Genomic DNA, 16,451 nt, shown 5'->3' with positions numbered 1-16,451 from the left:
GGAACCCACACGGCCACACAAGAGCCCCTTCGGCGGGGGCGTCCGGCCCGACCCCGCCAGTGCTACCAGCTACCCATGACTCCAGACACCAGACACGGTATCCAGTTCGACCGCACCGTCCACGCCGTCGACGACCTCGGTTGGTCGCCCGACGGTGACGAGCCAATCGATGTTCCGACCGACGACGGCCTGCTCATCGAGGTCCCGCCCGGCGAGTACGTCTTCGAGGGCTCGGGGTCCAAACACGGCCCCGTCGACGGGACGCTTCGACGCTGGGGGATTCGCGGCACGGGCGACGACCCGGCGGACGTCGTCGTCCGGTCGGATGGCCCCTCCACGCGGTTCATCAACAGTTCGTTCGACAGCGAGGGCATTCTCGTCGAGAACCTCGCGTTCGACAACGGCGACTCCTGGACCGGCGGGGACATCGGCAACGCGCTTCGCGCTCGGGACGGCATCGAAGTCCACGACGTCGACCACCTGGGCCGGTCGGGCGCGGAACCGTTCTGCCGGTGGTCGCTCATGCCGCTCATCGGCGAGCCCGGCGGTGAGGGGACTATCGAGCGCTGGCGGAAGACCGGCCCCTCCATCTACGTCGGGCACGGCTCCTCGGACGGCGGCGGGGGTGTGTTCAACCGTCACGAGGGGCATCTGACGTTCCGGGAATGCCACGTCGCCAACCAGGGCGGTGACGGCGGGCTCTACACCGGGAAGCACCCCGGCACGATCCGCTTTGAGGATTGCGAGTTCGAGCACAACGACATGGCGGTCATCCGGTCGGCCGCCGGGTCGGAACTGCACGACTGCACCGTGGTGATGGACTGGGAGAACGCACACCCCGACAACCTGCTCGCCTCAGAGATACCCGAGGCGGTTCGGGAGGTCTACAACGCCCACCGCAAGCCGTTCGACGACACGAACAAAGGCGGTCCTATCGAGGAGGACCAACCGACGGGCGTCAACGGCGTCTACTTCTCCAGCGCCCAGTTCGGGAAGTCCGGCGGCGGCATCTACGGCTGTACCGTCGAGATTCGCTCGGTCTATAGCGACCGCGGGCAGGCGGCCATCTGCATCAACAACTCCGACGGCGACGTCGAGATTCACGACACGGTCGTGGTCGTCGACGTCGACGGCCTCCCGGCCATCTGGTGTCGAGACCCCGCCGACCAGCGCCTGTCGAATCACACGCCGCCCCCCGACGATGCGTGGAACGTCGACCTGCGGAACGTGACCGTCAGCGGCGACGGTGATGGCGACGGCCGGGCGGGTATCGTCCTCGAAAATCGCCACGAGTCGCGGTTGGAGGCCGTCGATGTAGCCATGCCGAACGCCCCACAGGGCGTGGACATCGGTGACTCTCGTGGCGTGGTGCGGACCGACGGGGGGACGGACAGCGGCGACGGCGACGACAGCGAGGAGACGATAGACACGCCCATGGACCTCACGTTCACCAACGACACCGACAGCACCGCCTTCTACTCGTTTCGCGCCGACGGGGTGACGCCTCCCGACTCGGTCTCAGAGGCCGGGGGGGTCCGCTCACACAAGGACGACGACGGCGGGGGCGGGATTCTCGCACCGAGAGAGACCCACACCTGGCGTGTGGTGAGTTCGCCGGGGAACTGTTCGACCGCCCCGACCCGTGGCGACGGCGTGGTCGTGACGGTCGGGGGCGACTCACTCGGCGAGGTCTCCCCGATGAGCACGCCCGACTACGAAGCTCTCGCCGAGTCGTGGGGCTACTCCCCAGCCGATTTCGAGCGCGACGATTCGGGAGACACACCCGACGGCTCTGGCGGGGACTCTGGCGGGGACTCTGGCGGGGACTCTGATGGCGACGAGCGCGACGGTGACGGTGACGGTGACGCAGGGGGCGAAGAAGAGGAGACCGAGCCACCGGCCGGCGATGGAGCCGACGACACGACGGGCGTCAGCCCCGAGCGAGTCGCCGCTCTCGAAGCGACTGTCCAAGACCTCACCGCGCGCGTCGACGCCCAGAGCGAGGCGCTCACCGCCGCCAAGACGGCTCGCAGTGAGTTGCAGGCCGACCTCGACGAGGCCGAGGCCCGACTCGACGATATCGAAGCCGACGGGTGGCTTCGCCGCCGGCTCACGGCGCTGTTCGGCTGACCGACGTCGACGACGACCCTGCGAGACTCCTTTTTCAGCGGAACTCCGGTGTGCTATCTGAACGTACAGTGGCGACGCTGGCCGGTCGTCGACCCCTACTCAAGAGGAGGTGGCGAGACGGTAGAGTCGTATGGCACGACTCACCTGCGCCCACAGCAACTGTGGGACGTTCCTGATGGACGACGCACTCGTACAGCGGCTCAAGCGGACCGGTGACCCGTTTTACTGCCCGGGTGGCCACGAACAACACTTCGATGGCGCGTCGCCCGAAGCGAAACTCCGTGAGCGCATCGCCGAGTTAGAACAGGAGGTCACGCGACTCACCGAGCGCGCCAAGAACACACGCGAGCAGTTGTTCGACACCTACGACGAACTCCGCGACGAGCGCGCGCGACGCAAGCACGTCGAGGCGCTGTACCTCGCCGGTCAAGAGGGTGTCGTGGAAATCACCGACGACGTCTACCGCTGGGTGTGCCCCTGTGGCGCATCGTGCCGGACGGATTTCGAGACGCGTGGTGAGGCCTACGGCGCGTACGACGACCACCGTGGCCGAGACGCCTGTGACGAGACCGAGCAGGTGGTGGCGTGAATCGCCGTCAGTTCCCCGACGAAGCGCGCGAGAAAGCCACCACCATGTCACCGCGCGAGGCATTGCAGACACAGGTCCACAGCGCCCTGAACAACACGATTCCTGCCGTCGCTGCGCTGTGGTCAATCGAGCGGGCGCTGGCGGTCGAAGACGCGGGCGGCAGTGTCGATTGGGACCGCGTCGAAGACGACCTCTGGAAGGCAGCCGAAACGGTGGGGTTCGCACACACGTACGTCCACGACGACGCCGGTGTCATCGAGCAGTGGCTCCGGCTCGAAGACCACCCCAGCGACGGGCCGAAACAGGTCAGCGAGGAGTTGCGCGAGCGCCCACCGATGCAGCTCCTCGACGACATCCAGAAACTCGCTGCAGACCCTGACTCGAAACTGCGCCCCGAAGACCTGGCGACGATAGCGAGCAACGTCAACGACCGCGAGACGATGGGACTGGCAGCCGAGTCCTGCCGAGGCGAAGGAGCGCCCTCTGAGGGCTCTGTGGCCACGTCGGTGACTGAAGACATCACACAACCGAACGCGGTCTCGGATGACGTGTGGGAGTCAGTGGGGCCAGTGAGCAAGCGGTGGCTCTCCGAGGAGGCGATGGGCAGCCGCATCGCCACACCGGACGGCCTACAGCCAGTCAGCGGATTGGGGAGTAGAGCCATCGCGGACTACGCCCACGCGTGGCGGTCCCGGTCGGGTGGTGACCGATGACCGAGGAGACGCACCCAGACTATCCCTGGGCGGCGCGGGAACTCGTGATCGACCACGCCGACGAGCGGTTTCGAGAGAAACTCGACGAGCACGGGTCCGGAAAGAACTGGCTCGGAGATAACCCGGCGTGGCACGCCGACGATGCGGCCGAGAAACTGAACGAAGCGGCCGATGCGCTGGAGGCCGGTCACACGAAGACGGCGGTCGTCCGATTCGGCGATGCACTCAACCGGATGGCGATGGCCACCGAGATAGCGACACTGGGGTTGATTGACGATGAGTGACTGCGCTATCGAGAACGTCATCACGAATGTCGCGGAGTTTCAGCCCGACCCGTTCAGCGAGCCGAAGATGGTTCGCCACTTCGTCTGTGGGGACTGCGATGCTTCGTTGGAGACCCAGCCCATCCCGCGCCACCGACGCATCGGGGGGCGACGATGAGTGACGACCAGACCCAGACAGCCGGCACCGACTTTTCAGAAGAGGCGGTCAAGACGATGAAGGCGGCCATCCAGAACAGCATCACTCAGTACGAGGCTGCAGAAGACGGCTCCTCTGAGGCCCGTCGCATCGAGCAGGGGTTGCTCAGAGACATTGCGCGTGTCTGTGATGCCTACGACGTCATCGGCCCAGAACAGCGACTCACGCTCGCTGTCGAAGCCTTCCGACGCGTCGCCTACGAAAACGCCGAATCCGCCGTTGCGACGTTCGCCGAAGACCTGAACGCCCAGATGCGACTGTTTGGAGGTGAGCGTGGCGATGAGTGACGCCACCTGTGAACTCCCGACAGCGGCGCTCGGGAAGCTCTCTCAGGCCTGCGAGACGGCGAGCGACGCGGTCGGGGGCTTTCATGTCGTCGCCGGAGTCCACCCATCGCCGTGCGACACGTGCGGATCGGCTGCCGTCCGCGTCTTGGACGTTATGAACGTGCGAAACAACACCGACAGCCCACAGCGAGTCTGTGGGTTCTGCGGAGACTGGAGGGGCCGATGAGTATGCTACGAACGGCGATAGGGCCGGTTATCGGCAGAAAGCAGACCGCGGAGTGGTGCCATGAGTAACGGGTTCCACCCTGCTGCGATGAAGGGCAGGATGTCGAGCATGAGCAACACGCTATTCATGGCTAAACTCGCCCGCATGGAGCGGGGGAAGAAAGACCGTCTACTCGACCGCTATCATCCGAACCGAGACAACATCCCGTGGGGCGAGCTGCATGACCACTGGATGCGGTTGTGGGAGAATCCTGAAGCGTTCGAGGGGGCCGAGTTTGACCAGTGGCGAGAGACGCCGTGGTTGACTATCTTCCAGCTTGGCGTTCTGTTCGGCATCGACTATGAGCAGGCATACCCGGAGGGGAGAAACGATGAGTGGCCGATTCCGAAAGATGAGCGCCATCCGGGGGCGAGTGGCGATGACTGACCCACGGGGCGAGATGAAGCCGTTTATCAACAGAGGACAGGCCGGAGTGTGGTGCCATGAGTGACGATGATGACCCCTCCGGCGAGGACGACCGCGTCATATCCGGAGAGTGGGATGGAACGGGCGTTCCTGCGTGTAACACGTGCCGCGCCCCACTTTCGTTGTCGGAAGTCGCCAACCCCGAAACCCACCAGTGCGAGCGAACTGCTGAGGAAGCGGTGCGCATCGACCGAGTTGGTGAGAAATTCGACCGGATGTGCGACCTCGTTGACGAAGAGAATGCTGAGACAGGACACATCACATCCAAGTCACACGGACTGGATGTCGTGCTCGAATATGACATTGGCACCCCTCGGCACATCATCGAAGACCGCGCGGCCCGGCTTGCCGACTCCGAAGGTGCTGATGAGGTGCGGACACGTTTCGGGATGTACGAATCGCAGCTCGTCCTCGAATACCACGACGACGTGTTCGTTCTACCGGAGAGTGGCGATGACTGACCTACAAGACGAGATAACATCACTTAGCCGCCGCGAGGATGGCGATGGGTGACAACCTCACAGAGTGTATCGGTGAGGACGAGGGGTTCCGTTACGATCCGGACCGATACGACCCGGCCGAGACGAATACTCACTGTCTCGACTGCGGCGAGCGCTTCGACATGCGCGGAGACAACATCACAGTGCTGTGGACATGTACGACCTGCGAAAAAACGGTGCTGGTCCGATGACTGACCACTCAAAGTGCGTCCCGCTCTGCGGGGCGACCAAAGCCTACGGCGACCGAGTGAAGCGCCGCCACCATTCGCCGCTGTGCCCCGCGAGGAACGCCGATGAGTGACCTCTCGCTGCTCGCCGCTCACCTGCTCGCCGATTTCCCACTTCAAAGCGACCGGATGGCCGCAGAGAAACTCGACGACTGGGGCGTGCGCCTCGACCACGTCGCAGTCCATGCCGTGACGACCGCGCTCGCTGTCGCGCTCACGAAAGGGGTCGACCGCCGACTCCCGCTGTTCGTCGCGGCAGTAGTCACGACACATTACGGCATCGACACGCGGCGCTGGGCCGGCCCGAAAGACGGCTTCGAGGCCTACCCGCTCGCAGTCGACCAGACACTACACGTCGTCGCATTGGCGACACTCTCGGCGGCCGTCTACGGCGAGTGACGGCCCCGGAGTGACACTGTTGTCCTGCACCGAGGTAGTTTCACCGTGGGGCGAGCGTTGACACCCCTCCCGGGGAGAGTGGTGTGTGGGGATGGACCACTCGGACTGACTATCGGAACGTGTGCTTTTCCGATTCTATCGCTCGGTGTCGCCTTCCAGCACCCCTCTGACGGCAATCGAGCGAGTATCGGAAGAATCGGAACGGACACGAGAACCGATTATACAGTCCCGTGTGTCCACTCCAGATGCCCACACAGGCATCGGGCGGCTGCCCACCTCCCACCCCTTCAGGGGAGCATCCCACGACCCTCTACTCAAGAGCGCTTCGTGGCGAGTGACGGTATGGCAAGCGACAGCGAACCGTGGTGGTCACAGTCGAATCCAGGCCGTGATAAGAGGATACGCACGCAGTTAGAAACCACCGGCACAGACCACGTCAATCTGGTAGCGGTGACCTATGGCGTCGGCGGGCCGGAAGGCGATACGCTTGACGAGCGAGAGTACGACTATCTCTGCGTGCTCGACGCCACCGGCGTTGACGAGCACGGCGACCCGCTCGTCGTCGGGGTGCCTGCTGGGGCTGTCTTGGATGCAGACGCGCTCGTGACGATGAGTGATACGGAAGCACGCCGACACGGCGTGTTGCCAGACTACGCAACCCCTGTCGATGAGTGACACCACAACCCCACAGTTTCGAGTCGAACAACCCGGCGACGAATACGAACTCGTCCCGCAGTTCCAACCGAGCCGTCTGGAGGGCGCGGCGGCCACCCACTACACGCAGTTGCGGGCGAGTCACGGCGACCGTGAGGGGGCGCTCATCGTTCCCAACCACATGACCCAACACGTCGAGCGCGGCGCGACAATCACCGTCTCACGCTATCACGGCCTCTGGGACGAATGGAGCGGCGGCCCCGTCGAGGTCGGCGGCGAGACGAGGGTGCGGGCAAACTACGGCCCGTCGGGAGTCGCGGGTGTCGAAGACGACTCAGAGGGCACTGTCGAGTATATCCAGCCGGTGGCCGGCGTCGACCCGTTCGACGTGCCGGTCGCCCCCGGCAGCCCGCTCTCGAAGATGCACTCTGGTGGTGCTTGTGACTGTGGAAACGCGTGGTGGCGACTCACCACCACCGACGGCGAGCCGACCGCCGAATGCATCGAGTGTGGACGACCACCCGACGACGAGCCGGTCGAGGAGTGGGTCGCCGTCGGTGCCTACGGGAGCGTGAAAGCGACCGGATTCGACACCGAGCAAGCGGCGTTCGACTGGCTCGAAGCACGCGACGATTTTACCGGTGTCGCCGAACCGGCGAGTGAGCACGATCTGGAAGCTGATTGGAATGAGTGATGAAGGCAGGCCAGAACAGAACCACGAGACCGTGTTCGTCGTGGTGCGGTACGGGGCCGATAGCAGCAAGCCCCTCCGAGCGTTCAAGTCGAAATCGGCAGCGGACGTGTGGCGCGAGAAACACGTCTCCCAGTTCGATGAGTTGGGCGAGCGAGACAGCTTCGAGTATCACATCGGGATGGGAGCGAAAGCAACGTTCAGAGTCAGAGAAGTACCACTTGAGACTGTCGGAGAGAAGCGTGACTGACCCAACAGATGGCCCTGGGGGTTGGCGCGACGGCCCCGACGACTGGACGCCGGAGAAGTACGGCGGTCGCACGTTCCCCATCGGGCCGCTCGGCACCCACGACGTCGGGCCGTCGCTCGTCGCTATCGGGTTCTGTCCGTTGTGCCACTCCAACGCCCGCGGAACGACCGCCGAGCGTGGCATCTTCGACTGCCCACGGTGTACGATGTTCTGGTACGACGAGCGCGTCGGCGAACAGTCGTACAGTCTGGAGGACTTCGCCCATGCCGGGTGATGCAGACGGGCGCGAGAGGCGGAACACGGCCGCGGTCAATGCGAGACGGGTGTCTTGCACGACACCGACGAGTGTGACGTGTGCGGCGATGAAACGCCACTCGACGGCGAGAACGGCATCAACCACGGCGGACAAGTCCTCTGTGGTGACTGCTGGGACAAACCCGTCAAGTTCCGCGTCACCTGCGAGGCCCGTGGCTGGGAGATGTGCGACTTCGAGCACGAAGTTCAGCGCAACGAACTGAACCGCTATCAGGTCCGTCAGAACGCCGAGATGCACGCGAACAACCACGAGAACGAAAAGCGCGTGTTCGAGGACGAGATTCACGAGACCACCGTTGAGGAGGTTCCTGTTTCCGATGGCTGACGACAGACTCGAAGCAGGCAACTAACGGTCCCGTAGCTCTTCTGGACTGCTATGACCCTTTCAGAGCGCGTCGTCCGCATCGTCGAGCTCCAGACGACCACAAAGCAACGCGACACCGTCGCCGAGCACGTCTTGGTCCGCATCCTCTCGCGGTCAATCACCGACCCCGACAGCGCGCGGGATGCCATCGCCACCGCGGTCGCTGATGGCCGCCTCGTCGAGCGTGACGGTCGCTACGCCGTTGGAGACCCATCGTCGTAGACGGCCGGTCGGCCTACGGACTGGGATAACGGAGATTATCGACACGCGTAGTCCCACACAACGAGATTGCAAGGCGGTTCTGCGGGGGGAGTTGCCCCCGCGACGTTAGTATCGTGACATGGAGTGTATGAACGGCCGAGCACCGCCGGGTGCGAGAGGCGTTGAAGGGGTAGGGCGCGAGGCGTCACGCGCTGCGTCGGCCGTGGAGCCCACGCTATCTCGTAAGAGCGAGGAGATTCACTAAAACCTTTCTGTTATCTGATAAGTATGCGTTGAAATGAGAAGCCTGCAGGTGCGGCCCGAAGTCAACTTCGGGTCCTTTAACATGGTTGCGTGTGTGGCTCTCTCATGGTCAGCGAAGCGGGCGGGATGCTGCAGCTTTGCACACCGGAGTCGCGGGCAGCGGTCGTTCAGGCACTTCTGGGGACGACCGACAGCGACGGCCTCTCGGTGAGCGAACTCGCCAGTCAGACTGGCTACTCGGCGCGGACCGTCTCACAGCAGCTATCCCTGTTGGCGGAGTTGGGCCACGTCGACTGTGAGCGTGTTGCCTCCGAACGTCGCCACTCACTCACCTCACACAAAGTCGACGAGACGATCCAGCGCCTCGACGTCCTCGCACTCCACGCCGGCCGAACCGCTGCAGAACGCGAACTCCACGCCATCCGAGAGTTCATGGCGAAGTAACCACCACCCTGGTTTCTTTCTGTCAATTCTTACAGCACTTCTTTAGCAAAATTTTTCGAGAACGCGCGACGTGGTGTATGTATGGCAGAAAGCCTACTCTCGACGATGCTGCGTGAGGAACCAAAGTACATCGGCCTGCTGTTCCTCGCAGCGCTTTCGGACTGCAAGCCAAGTTTCGGCGGTGCGACCGGGAACGTCGGCCCGTAGTTACCGCTCCGAAAGCTGGGTGCCGAGGTCATGTGCCCACTCTAACTGACCATTGTACCGGACCGGAATGTTCCCCGACAGCCCGAAGTATTCGGTGAGTTCCTCGGCAGTGACCGTTATCGACGTGATACGGCCTGCATTGAGACAGCGTGGTGGGCTCGTCCCGATATTCGGTGAATGAGTCGTTCCTAACGGCCACTTTCGTGTCGGGTATCCGTAGAACGTCATGTCGAACGCATCACCAGAGCGAGTGAGCGTGATGCTGTGTGGTGTTGCGCCCTCGGTCGTCGCAATCGTCGCGTTCCCGTCTCCGACAATCGAGTACTGCGTCGCCGTCGCCAGGGTCTCGCGCAACACCGCTAACGCACCGGCCAGGGAGAACCCAGCCGTCAACAGTCGGGCGGCCTGAATGCCGATTCGCGTCGCCGAGTCGTTCGCCACCGACGCCAGCGTGACCAGCCCGCCGACGGCCCCGGCGTCGAGGAGCGCCCGGCCCTGTTGATAGGACCGACAGGCGTTCAGGATGAACGCCCGCGCACCGAGCGTGTCGAGCGTCCGTGCATCCAACGACCCATCACGACACTGCAGCCCCTCGTCGGTGACGTGCCCGACGAAATGCACGAGACTCCGGTCGGCTTCGAGCACCGCTCGCGTCTCCGCGACGGTCAGCCCCTCGTGGACGGTGACGTCCATCGCCAGGAGGTCTCGCACCTCGTAGATGTCGCCCACCGACCGCTCGGCGGCCATCGACTCGTCGTTGACGATAACCGCAATCTCGACCGGGCCATCACCCACGGGGTCGAGTTGCCGACGACAGGCTGCTGGCGTCGGCGTCGACGCCCCCAGCGGGATGCCCGGCCCCAACCACGCGTGTTCGATGCTCTCCACGGGCGGTGGCGTCACAATCGGGACGTGGCCGCTCGCCGAGTGACTCGGCCGCGCTTCGCCGTCGGCCGGTAACTCGACCGTCCGGACGTGACCGAGGTCGTACACCCCAAACGGGAGGTATGGAACGTGCTCGGCGTGCGGGGCGAGGTCGGCCGTGAGTTTCCACTGTGGTATCGCCCCCGTGTCGGCAAGCGCCTCGTAGTCGACGCCCAGATACGCATCGAGGCGCTGGACGCGGTCGGCGGCATACAGCGTCTCCGGGTCGGGCGAGAGGAGGTCGGCGACCGCGTCGTGACCGGCGAGCAGGGCCGGGAACTGCCCCGCACTCCGGACGTGACAGTCCAGCGTGAACACCTGTTCGAGCAGGCGACGGCAGCCCGACTCGAAGCGTGCGTGGGCGACGTCGTCGACGACCGTCTCGTCAACCGGGCCGCGAATCGGGATGGACTCTGCCCCGACGTGCAGTGCCGGGTCGCCGGGCGTCACGGGCGCGTCGAGATAGTAGGCGAGTGAGGCGACCGGCAGGACGTACCGCCGCTCTTCGGGCACCGTGAGGTGGATCGGCCGGCTGGTCCGTTCGAGCCCCTCGGGAGCGTTGAAATGCCGCTCGGCGTCGACGACGTCGAGTGCGGGTGGAAAGCCACGGAGCGTGGGCCACGAGCGCTCCGGTGAGGTGGTTTTGAGCGCCGACCCGAAACACGAGAGCGCCCGCATCAGGTCGCGTGGGTGAGCACTCGTCTCGACGGTGGCGTGGGGCCGTTCGTGCAGCGAGCGAAGGCCGATGTCGATATGGTCTGCAGAGGTGTGGATGATGCGCGCCCCATCCTCGAAAACGGTCGTGAGCGTGCCTGTAACGTGGAGATAACAGACGATGCCCAGCGATTGGACCTGCAGGACGTACTCGCCTGCCTCGGCGTCGAAGCGCTCGCGGTGAGTCACCTGCGTGAGCGGGTCGCCCGCCCCCGTCCGGATGACCACCTCGACGGGTTTGGGAACCGAGAGCCGCCCGGTATCGACGCGCCAGCCCGAATCGAGTGGGTAGGGACACCACGCCGTCGTGTGTTCGATACACGACGTCGCGCCATCCGCTCCGAGCAGCGCCCGCACACCCTCGGCGACGTCGTGAAGCCGTAGCTCCGAGCGAGCGCCGGGACACACCAACTCCGCAGTTGGTTCCCGCGGCCGGTCAGCGGGGCGCATTTCGATACCTGAAGGGGGCGTCAACCATCTGTCGTGATGTCAAGTGGGTGCCACTGTGACTTGGTAGTACCGTCTTGAAGCACCCAGCGCTGTTCGGGCGTGTCAAGCCCCGGCTCCCAGCGCAAGCGCACTTCGGCATCGACGACGTCTCGAATCGGCTCCAACGTCGCCGTCGGCGTCGGTAGCCCCGAGCCGAAGAAGGCGACACCACGAGACAGCGTCACCTCCGACCCAATCAGGCGGCAGAAACTCGCCACCTCGTCCGGGCTGTTGTCGTCGAGTAACGGTCGCAGCGTCAGGACGCCCACCCGTATCTCGCTTGGCGACGGGTCAACCCCGTCACGGACGCCCGCCAGCCCGTCGTAGATATCGGTTCGGAACGCCCGCAGCCACGATGGAGGTGGCGGGCGCTCGACACCCCCGTCACAGTGCATCGCCGCCGACCCCCGCGCATCGCCGTGGCGAACGATGGCTGTCTGGTCGTCCGGGACCGACGAGGGGAGACAGGCGTCGACCGCCGCCGCGTCCAGGTCGGCCGTCGCCAACACGCGCGGCCGAGGGCCATCGCCGAACAGCTTGCGGGCGAGTCCACACAACACGTCCTCACCGACGGCCCCGCTCACCAGGATGCGGCCACCGCTCGCGTGGAGTGACTGCAACGCTTCCTCGACGGGATGGGCAACGTCGTCAGCGGGGGCCGAATTCGGCACCGAGTCGGTCATGGAAAACCTTGTTGCAGGTAGACAGGTGGCGAGTATTTATGCATACGGGTCGCGTCGACCGCTTCTCGACTCGGTGACCAAGCCGAGCGACTACAGACCGCCATCATCCCTCACCTTCGACCCCCTGGTCCGGGACGTCCGAACACGGCAGGTGTTGGGGCAGGTTCACCTTCCGGTCGCCACAGACCGGACACGTCGTTCCCGGTGCCTGGTGGTGGGTACACTCCTGTCGGATGTGTTTCCCAGCGGTCGAGCGGTTGATACCGATTTCGGCGGCGATCTCTCGGATGGCCCACCCCCGTTCGACGAGCGTGGCGATTCGAGCACACTGCGCGGCGCTCACGTCGGTCACTGACCCTCACCACCGAAATCCAACAGAATCGTCTTACAGACGGCGTCTTCGACGGCGATAGCGAATCCAACCTGTTTGGCGGCGTTCCACCGGACCACCTCGTCGGGTTCGCTGTGGTCGAGTGAGGCCGGGACCGGGTCGGTCGCAGCGGCGAGGGCGGCTTCGACGTCGTGGCGAGTTGCGAGCGGGTCGACCCGCATCCGATAGCGCAACACCGAGTGGTCGGTTATCCTCGGCGTCCGGCGCGTGGCCGCCATCAGCGACGACCCACCGTGGCGAGGAGCGCCACGCCCATGCCGGCGATCCAAAGCGCGAGTGCGGGCGTCGACCCGACCGGGTAGCCAAGGCCGCCGAGGCCGACGGCGAGAAGCGCGAGGCCACTGCCGAGCAGGACGGTGAACCACGCGAGAGACCGAGTGCTCGCGGTGAGGTCGCGGGCGACGCTCACGTCGACCACCCCTGTGACGCGACCGACTCACGCTCCTCACAGGTCGGCAGGTGCTTGGCGAGCGACGGCGCGCGTTGCTGACAGAGCGGACAGCAGTTGTCGGTCCCGTCGCCAGTTCCGTGAGCGCAGTTCCGTCGGCCGTGGCGTGTGACCGTCTGTGAGTCCCACTCGAAGTCCGCGGCAATCGCTCGCGGTGACTCCCCGTCGTCGAGGCGGGCGCGAAACGCCTCGCACTCGGCTTTGGAAACCTCCGGCGAGTCTCCCGGCGGCGCTCGCGGAATGTCGAAGGCGTCGAGGCGGCGGATGCAGCGATTCGCCCCGATGCCGAGTAACCGCGCCGTCGTGGCGATGGAGTGGTTGCGCTCGACGTAGAGGTACTCGACGGTCGCTCGGTCGGCCCACATGTGATACAGCGCTCGGTCGTGGTCGAACGGGCCGGTATCGAGACGGCGCGGGCCACAGTACCGACACCGCTCGCCGGTCGCGTCGGTGGCGAGGTAGGCCCCCACCGCGTTCTGTCGAAAGCCGCGACACAGCGGGTCGACGTGCGTACACCGACGATCCGCGGCGACGTACAGCGACTCGGTGACGCGGTCGGTGCGACAGGCCGCGCTCGTTCTGAACAGCATCGGTCGGTGACCGCCCGTCGGTGGTGTCTCACCGCGGCGTGTGTCGAGGCCGCCCGTCTCCGCCAGCCGGCGACACACCTTGCGTATCGATTTCGTGCAGTAAGGCGTCTGTGCGGCGATATCGGCGGCCTTCTGGTAGGTCCGAGTCACCAGCAACACGGCGCGTGCCTGGTCGCGTCTCCGGTCGGTCGCCTCGATGAACGCCTCGGGCAGGACGACGGGGTCGTACCCGTCGCCGTCTCTCTGAAGGGGTTGGCCTGTTGCCATAGGTTCACTCGTGACGGGAGCCTCTTGAGTAGGGGTCGAGAAAGCGCCGAAGCGTCAGTGGGACCGCTCACAGAGGGCGATGCGCTCGGGGAGGCCAGTGCGGCCACAGGAACACACCAGAAGGTCCTCGCTCCGACAGGCCGTACACAGCGCGCCCGGTTCGACGCTCCGGTCACGCCGAAGCACCAGCCGGGAACAGCCCGCACACTTCCGGCCGTCGAGCGTCGGGAGGGTCATCGGGCAGGGAGCGTCAGCGGGGTGAGTGGCCGTGTTGAGTCAGCGGTCACGAGCGCCACCCGCACCAGATGCTTACACCGTATGTCACGATAGGTACTCTGCGGACAGCTACAGACCTGCTCGCGGACGTCGACGGTGTAGGTGTTGCCCGACTCCGAAGCGACCTCGTAGAGGTCCGGCGCGACGTCGGTGACGCGCATCGGGCTGGTAAGCGCGGCGAGACACCGGCGCTCGAAGCCACTCGCCACGTCGGGGCGTGTCGCCAGTTCAGGCATGGCAGACCCCTCGACGGACACGGTCCTGGCAGCCGAGACGCTGACAGACGCTACACGCCCGCAGGCGGTCGCGGTCGCCACGACAGGCATCACAGCGCGTCTCGCCCGCGACTGCCTCGGCGACGACCAGCGGCGCACCACACCGACAGTGCGTGAGCGTCATCGTTCCTCCGTGACGTCCCGTAGGTCGGCGTCGGCGTACACCGGCGCTTCGCCCTCGCAGTAGGCCACCGCGTCTTCGCGGTCGTCGAAGACCTCCGAGGTGACGGCCTGTTTGGTGGCGAGCATGGTGATGCGCTCGCCATCACGCAGGACGCGCAGGGACGTGCGCTTGACCTTCCCACGCCAGTCACCACCGGGGCCGCGGTATGGCTCGATGGCCACGTGGTCGACGAGCCGCGTCTCCTCGGGCGCGTCGGGGTCCGCACCGGCATCCAGCAGGTCCGTGACGCCGACGGGCCGCGAGAAGTGTTCGTGGTCGGTCTCGGGGTCGTACCAGCGGATGCCCGACTCTTGCTTGGCCGCCCGCCGAGTACGAGCGGAGATGGCGAGGTTGCTCATTCGCCATCACCCACGGGGTCGATAGCCAGGAGGCGGCCGAGTCGCGTCGTCCGCGACGTCTTCGAGACGACGTTCCGAAGCGTCGGGCAGGCAAACACGGTGTGTCCCTCGTCGGTTTCGAGGTGCAGCGTGTACTGGTCGTCGTCGGCGGTGTCGCTGTGTACACAGTCGACGACCGTGCCGGTGACGGTCTGGTCGGTGCCGGTCCGACGCGAACGGTAGGTGACGCGGGCGCGAACCTCCTGGGCAGCCGCCTCAACGGCGACCGGCCGCGACGGGATTCGCAGCGGAGCGATACTGTCTTGGGTCGTGGTTGTCTTTGTCGTCATGCGCAGCGTGCGAGCGCAGGTCGTGTGCCATAACACACGGCCACTTTCTGTGACACCCTGCTGCTCAGTTACGTCTATGAGTCGGGGGTACTTGTAACTTTGCTCCGCATAGTGCTAAACAACTTGGCCAAGCTTTATGCTAACCAAACTGCTATCGCTATGTGTATGGCAGTAGTCACCACCGGTGACGTGAATGAGCATCACGAGCCATCCGATTCCGAGGAAAAGGCACTGGAAGTTCTCAAAGAAGGCCGCGGGACTGGAAACCCGTGGGGGCGTGTCTCGCCGCTACTCGTGCGCGAGCGTGCCGATGTGAAAAAGAGCACTGCCGAGTATGCGCTTCGACAGCTTCGGACTGCAGGCTGGGTAACCCAACCCGTCGAAGGAATGTATGAGTTTGTCGGTGACCCCCGAGAGGTCTGTGATGAGTAACGCCACGAGTCACGTCGGTCCGATAATCTTCGGGCACCCGGTCGCGCGTGCGCAACTCGAAACCCACGGCGAGGTCGTCACGTTCCGGACGGCCGACCGGACGACCGGCGCGACGTGGTGGCGCGAGACGCGCACCGGGCCGAAGCGTGGTGACTGCACGGTCGAGTGTCTCGGGGCGCTCGACGAGTCGTTTCCGCTGGACCAACTCCCTAATGAGTATGTCGAACTATCCGGGTTCGACTCCGCGGCGGCATGGGACGACGCCATCACGGACGTGAACGGCAGCCGGACCGACGGTTACCTCTACCGGGTGACCGAGCGATGAGTGAGCACTCGTCGCAGGGCGTGTATCAGACTGGACAGCTGACGCTCGACGTTGCGAGAGTGACCCGGCGACCACTCCCCGGCGGTCTCGAAGATCTGTCCGACCACCGCCGCGAGTGTTACCACTGTCACAACAGCGCCGAGATGCGCCACCACCTGCACTGTACGGAGTGCGGCGCGGAGACGTTTTCCCCGGCCGTTCAGGACGCTCCTCGGTGTGAATGTGGCGGACTGCGTGAGTGCGTGCGGTGGACTCGTCGACCCGCAGGACGAGACGAGAGCGGCAAGTGGCGACAGACGTACCACCACCCCGAGACGGGGGAGACGATGACCCCTGACGAACTCCGCGAGGCGGGCTACACATGAGCGACCGTGCGAGAC

General features: G+C 65.1%; 32 protein-coding genes. 21 read left to right on the top strand and 11 right to left on the bottom strand.

Annotation, left to right across the window (positions count from 1 at the left end; all coding sequences use genetic code 11):
* Positions 1–75 precede the first annotated feature (75 nt).
* The 18 genes from GQS65_RS19065 to GQS65_RS21990 all read left to right on the top strand — a co-directional run bounded on the left by GQS65_RS19065 (position 76) and on the right by GQS65_RS21990 (position 9,406).
* On the top strand, positions 76–2,130 hold the full coding sequence (locus tag GQS65_RS19065; protein ID WP_158206215.1) for a hypothetical protein: 2,055 nt from the start codon (positions 76–78) through the stop codon (positions 2,128–2,130).
* A gap of 130 nt (positions 2,131–2,260) precedes the next feature.
* Positions 2,261–2,719 carry a hypothetical protein gene (locus GQS65_RS19060; RefSeq protein ID WP_158206214.1) on the top strand — a complete coding sequence of 153 codons (459 nt, stop codon included), beginning with the start codon at positions 2,261–2,263 and terminating at the stop codon, positions 2,717–2,719.
* On the top strand, positions 2,716–3,432 hold the full coding sequence (locus tag GQS65_RS19055) for a hypothetical protein (RefSeq protein WP_158206213.1): 717 nt from the start codon (positions 2,716–2,718) through the stop codon (positions 3,430–3,432). Before GQS65_RS19060 ends, GQS65_RS19055 begins: the two co-directional genes overlap by 4 nt.
* A complete protein-coding gene (locus GQS65_RS19050; protein ID WP_158206212.1) occupies positions 3,429–3,716 on the top strand; it encodes a hypothetical protein in 288 nt (95 codons plus the stop codon). The genes GQS65_RS19055 and GQS65_RS19050 overlap by 4 nt, the downstream gene beginning before the upstream one ends.
* Positions 3,709–3,873, top strand: coding sequence for a hypothetical protein (locus GQS65_RS19045; protein WP_158206211.1), 165 nt, complete (start codon positions 3,709–3,711; stop codon positions 3,871–3,873). The genes GQS65_RS19050 and GQS65_RS19045 overlap by 8 nt, the downstream gene beginning before the upstream one ends.
* Positions 3,870–4,199, top strand: a complete 330-nt coding sequence (locus GQS65_RS19040; RefSeq protein WP_158206210.1) for a hypothetical protein — start codon at positions 3,870–3,872, stop codon at positions 4,197–4,199. The genes GQS65_RS19045 and GQS65_RS19040 overlap by 4 nt, the downstream gene beginning before the upstream one ends.
* 286 nt (positions 4,200–4,485) lie before the next feature.
* Positions 4,486–4,851, top strand: coding sequence for a hypothetical protein (locus tag GQS65_RS19035; protein WP_158206209.1), 366 nt, complete (start codon positions 4,486–4,488; stop codon positions 4,849–4,851).
* A 56-nt stretch (positions 4,852–4,907) separates the two neighbouring features.
* Entirely contained in the window at positions 4,908–5,351 is a 444-nt protein-coding gene (locus tag GQS65_RS19030) for a hypothetical protein (RefSeq protein ID WP_158206208.1), read from the top strand.
* A 44-nt stretch (positions 5,352–5,395) separates the two neighbouring features.
* Positions 5,396–5,581, top strand: a complete 186-nt coding sequence (locus GQS65_RS19025; protein ID WP_158206207.1) for a hypothetical protein — start codon at positions 5,396–5,398, stop codon at positions 5,579–5,581.
* Between the two features lie 102 nt (positions 5,582–5,683).
* A complete protein-coding gene (locus tag GQS65_RS19020) occupies positions 5,684–6,016 on the top strand; it encodes a DUF3307 domain-containing protein (protein WP_158206206.1) in 333 nt (110 codons plus the stop codon).
* Between the two features lie 342 nt (positions 6,017–6,358).
* Positions 6,359–6,691, top strand: coding sequence for a hypothetical protein (locus GQS65_RS19015; protein ID WP_158206205.1), 333 nt, complete (start codon positions 6,359–6,361; stop codon positions 6,689–6,691).
* Positions 6,684–7,364: a hypothetical protein gene (locus tag GQS65_RS19010; protein WP_158206204.1), complete on the top strand. Its 681-nt coding sequence runs from the start codon at positions 6,684–6,686 to the stop codon at positions 7,362–7,364. The genes GQS65_RS19015 and GQS65_RS19010 overlap by 8 nt, the downstream gene beginning before the upstream one ends.
* Positions 7,357–7,611, top strand: coding sequence for a hypothetical protein (locus tag GQS65_RS19005; RefSeq protein WP_158206203.1), 255 nt, complete (start codon positions 7,357–7,359; stop codon positions 7,609–7,611). Before GQS65_RS19010 ends, GQS65_RS19005 begins: the two co-directional genes overlap by 8 nt.
* Positions 7,604–7,885 carry a hypothetical protein gene (locus GQS65_RS19000; protein ID WP_158206202.1) on the top strand — a complete coding sequence of 94 codons (282 nt, stop codon included), beginning with the start codon at positions 7,604–7,606 and terminating at the stop codon, positions 7,883–7,885. The genes GQS65_RS19005 and GQS65_RS19000 overlap by 8 nt, the downstream gene beginning before the upstream one ends.
* 54 nt (positions 7,886–7,939) lie before the next feature.
* Complete coding sequence (locus tag GQS65_RS18995; RefSeq protein ID WP_158206201.1) at positions 7,940–8,251, top strand: hypothetical protein; 312 nt, start codon at positions 7,940–7,942, stop codon at positions 8,249–8,251.
* A gap of 51 nt (positions 8,252–8,302) precedes the next feature.
* Positions 8,303–8,512, top strand: coding sequence for a hypothetical protein (locus GQS65_RS18990; RefSeq protein WP_158206200.1), 210 nt, complete (start codon positions 8,303–8,305; stop codon positions 8,510–8,512).
* Between the two features lie 348 nt (positions 8,513–8,860).
* A complete protein-coding gene (locus GQS65_RS18985; RefSeq protein ID WP_158206199.1) occupies positions 8,861–9,199 on the top strand; it encodes an ArsR/SmtB family transcription factor in 339 nt (112 codons plus the stop codon).
* Positions 9,200–9,280: 81 nt separating this feature from the next.
* The gene (locus GQS65_RS21990) at positions 9,281–9,406 is read left to right on the top strand and encodes a hypothetical protein (protein WP_267902944.1); all 126 of its coding nucleotides are present in this window, start codon (positions 9,281–9,283) and stop codon (positions 9,404–9,406) included.
* On the opposite strand, the gene GQS65_RS18980 is transcribed toward GQS65_RS21990, so the two are convergent.
* The 11 genes from GQS65_RS18980 to GQS65_RS18930 form a co-directional block, all read right to left on the bottom strand.
* Positions 9,407–11,494: a hypothetical protein gene (locus GQS65_RS18980; RefSeq protein ID WP_158206198.1), complete on the bottom strand. Its 2,088-nt coding sequence runs from the start codon at positions 11,492–11,494 to the stop codon at positions 9,407–9,409. It lies immediately after the preceding gene.
* Between the two features lie 20 nt (positions 11,495–11,514).
* On the bottom strand, positions 11,515–12,216 hold the full coding sequence (locus tag GQS65_RS18975; protein WP_158206197.1) for a DUF7504 family protein: 702 nt from the start codon (positions 12,214–12,216) through the stop codon (positions 11,515–11,517).
* Positions 12,217–12,319: 103 nt separating this feature from the next.
* On the bottom strand, positions 12,320–12,568 hold the full coding sequence (locus GQS65_RS18970) for a helix-turn-helix domain-containing protein (protein WP_158206196.1): 249 nt from the start codon (positions 12,566–12,568) through the stop codon (positions 12,320–12,322).
* Positions 12,565–12,825 carry a hypothetical protein gene (locus GQS65_RS18965; RefSeq protein WP_158206195.1) on the bottom strand — a complete coding sequence of 87 codons (261 nt, stop codon included), beginning with the start codon at positions 12,823–12,825 and terminating at the stop codon, positions 12,565–12,567. Before GQS65_RS18965 ends, GQS65_RS18970 begins: the two co-directional genes overlap by 4 nt.
* Entirely contained in the window at positions 12,825–13,016 is a 192-nt protein-coding gene (locus GQS65_RS18960; protein ID WP_158206194.1) for a hypothetical protein, read from the bottom strand. The genes GQS65_RS18965 and GQS65_RS18960 overlap by 1 nt, the downstream gene beginning before the upstream one ends.
* Positions 13,013–13,912, bottom strand: coding sequence for a hypothetical protein (locus tag GQS65_RS18955; RefSeq protein WP_158206193.1), 900 nt, complete (start codon positions 13,910–13,912; stop codon positions 13,013–13,015). The genes GQS65_RS18960 and GQS65_RS18955 overlap by 4 nt, the downstream gene beginning before the upstream one ends.
* A gap of 54 nt (positions 13,913–13,966) precedes the next feature.
* Positions 13,967–14,149 (bottom strand): hypothetical protein, encoded by a 183-nt coding sequence (locus tag GQS65_RS18950; RefSeq protein ID WP_158206192.1) that lies wholly within the window; start codon positions 14,147–14,149, stop codon positions 13,967–13,969.
* Complete coding sequence (locus tag GQS65_RS18945; RefSeq protein WP_158206191.1) at positions 14,146–14,424, bottom strand: SWIM zinc finger family protein; 279 nt, start codon at positions 14,422–14,424, stop codon at positions 14,146–14,148. Before GQS65_RS18945 ends, GQS65_RS18950 begins: the two co-directional genes overlap by 4 nt.
* Complete coding sequence (locus GQS65_RS18940; RefSeq protein ID WP_158206190.1) at positions 14,417–14,587, bottom strand: hypothetical protein; 171 nt, start codon at positions 14,585–14,587, stop codon at positions 14,417–14,419. The genes GQS65_RS18945 and GQS65_RS18940 overlap by 8 nt, the downstream gene beginning before the upstream one ends.
* Entirely contained in the window at positions 14,584–14,985 is a 402-nt protein-coding gene (locus GQS65_RS18935) for a hypothetical protein (protein WP_158206189.1), read from the bottom strand. The genes GQS65_RS18940 and GQS65_RS18935 overlap by 4 nt, the downstream gene beginning before the upstream one ends.
* The gene (locus tag GQS65_RS18930; RefSeq protein WP_158206188.1) at positions 14,982–15,314 is read right to left on the bottom strand and encodes a hypothetical protein; all 333 of its coding nucleotides are present in this window, start codon (positions 15,312–15,314) and stop codon (positions 14,982–14,984) included. The genes GQS65_RS18935 and GQS65_RS18930 overlap by 4 nt, the downstream gene beginning before the upstream one ends.
* Positions 15,315–15,479: 165 nt before the next feature.
* Here GQS65_RS18930 and GQS65_RS18925 point away from each other — a divergent pair, with 165 nt between their 5' ends.
* The 3 genes from GQS65_RS18925 to GQS65_RS18915 are packed head-to-tail and all read left to right on the top strand — an operon-like array spanning position 15,480 to position 16,436.
* The gene (locus tag GQS65_RS18925) at positions 15,480–15,746 is read left to right on the top strand and encodes a MarR family transcriptional regulator (RefSeq protein WP_158206187.1); all 267 of its coding nucleotides are present in this window, start codon (positions 15,480–15,482) and stop codon (positions 15,744–15,746) included.
* Positions 15,739–16,071 (top strand): hypothetical protein, encoded by a 333-nt coding sequence (locus GQS65_RS18920; RefSeq protein ID WP_158206186.1) that lies wholly within the window; start codon positions 15,739–15,741, stop codon positions 16,069–16,071. The genes GQS65_RS18925 and GQS65_RS18920 overlap by 8 nt, the downstream gene beginning before the upstream one ends.
* Entirely contained in the window at positions 16,068–16,436 is a 369-nt protein-coding gene (locus tag GQS65_RS18915) for a hypothetical protein (protein ID WP_158206185.1), read from the top strand. The genes GQS65_RS18920 and GQS65_RS18915 overlap by 4 nt, the downstream gene beginning before the upstream one ends.
* Positions 16,437–16,451: the final 15 nt, after the last annotated feature.

This window comes from Halomarina oriensis (genome assembly GCF_009791395.1).
Taxonomy (GTDB): Archaea; Halobacteriota; Halobacteria; order Halobacteriales; family Haloarculaceae; genus Halomarina; species Halomarina oriensis.
Note: the sequence above shows the minus strand (reverse complement) of the source record. Positions and strands in the feature narration are given on the sequence as shown.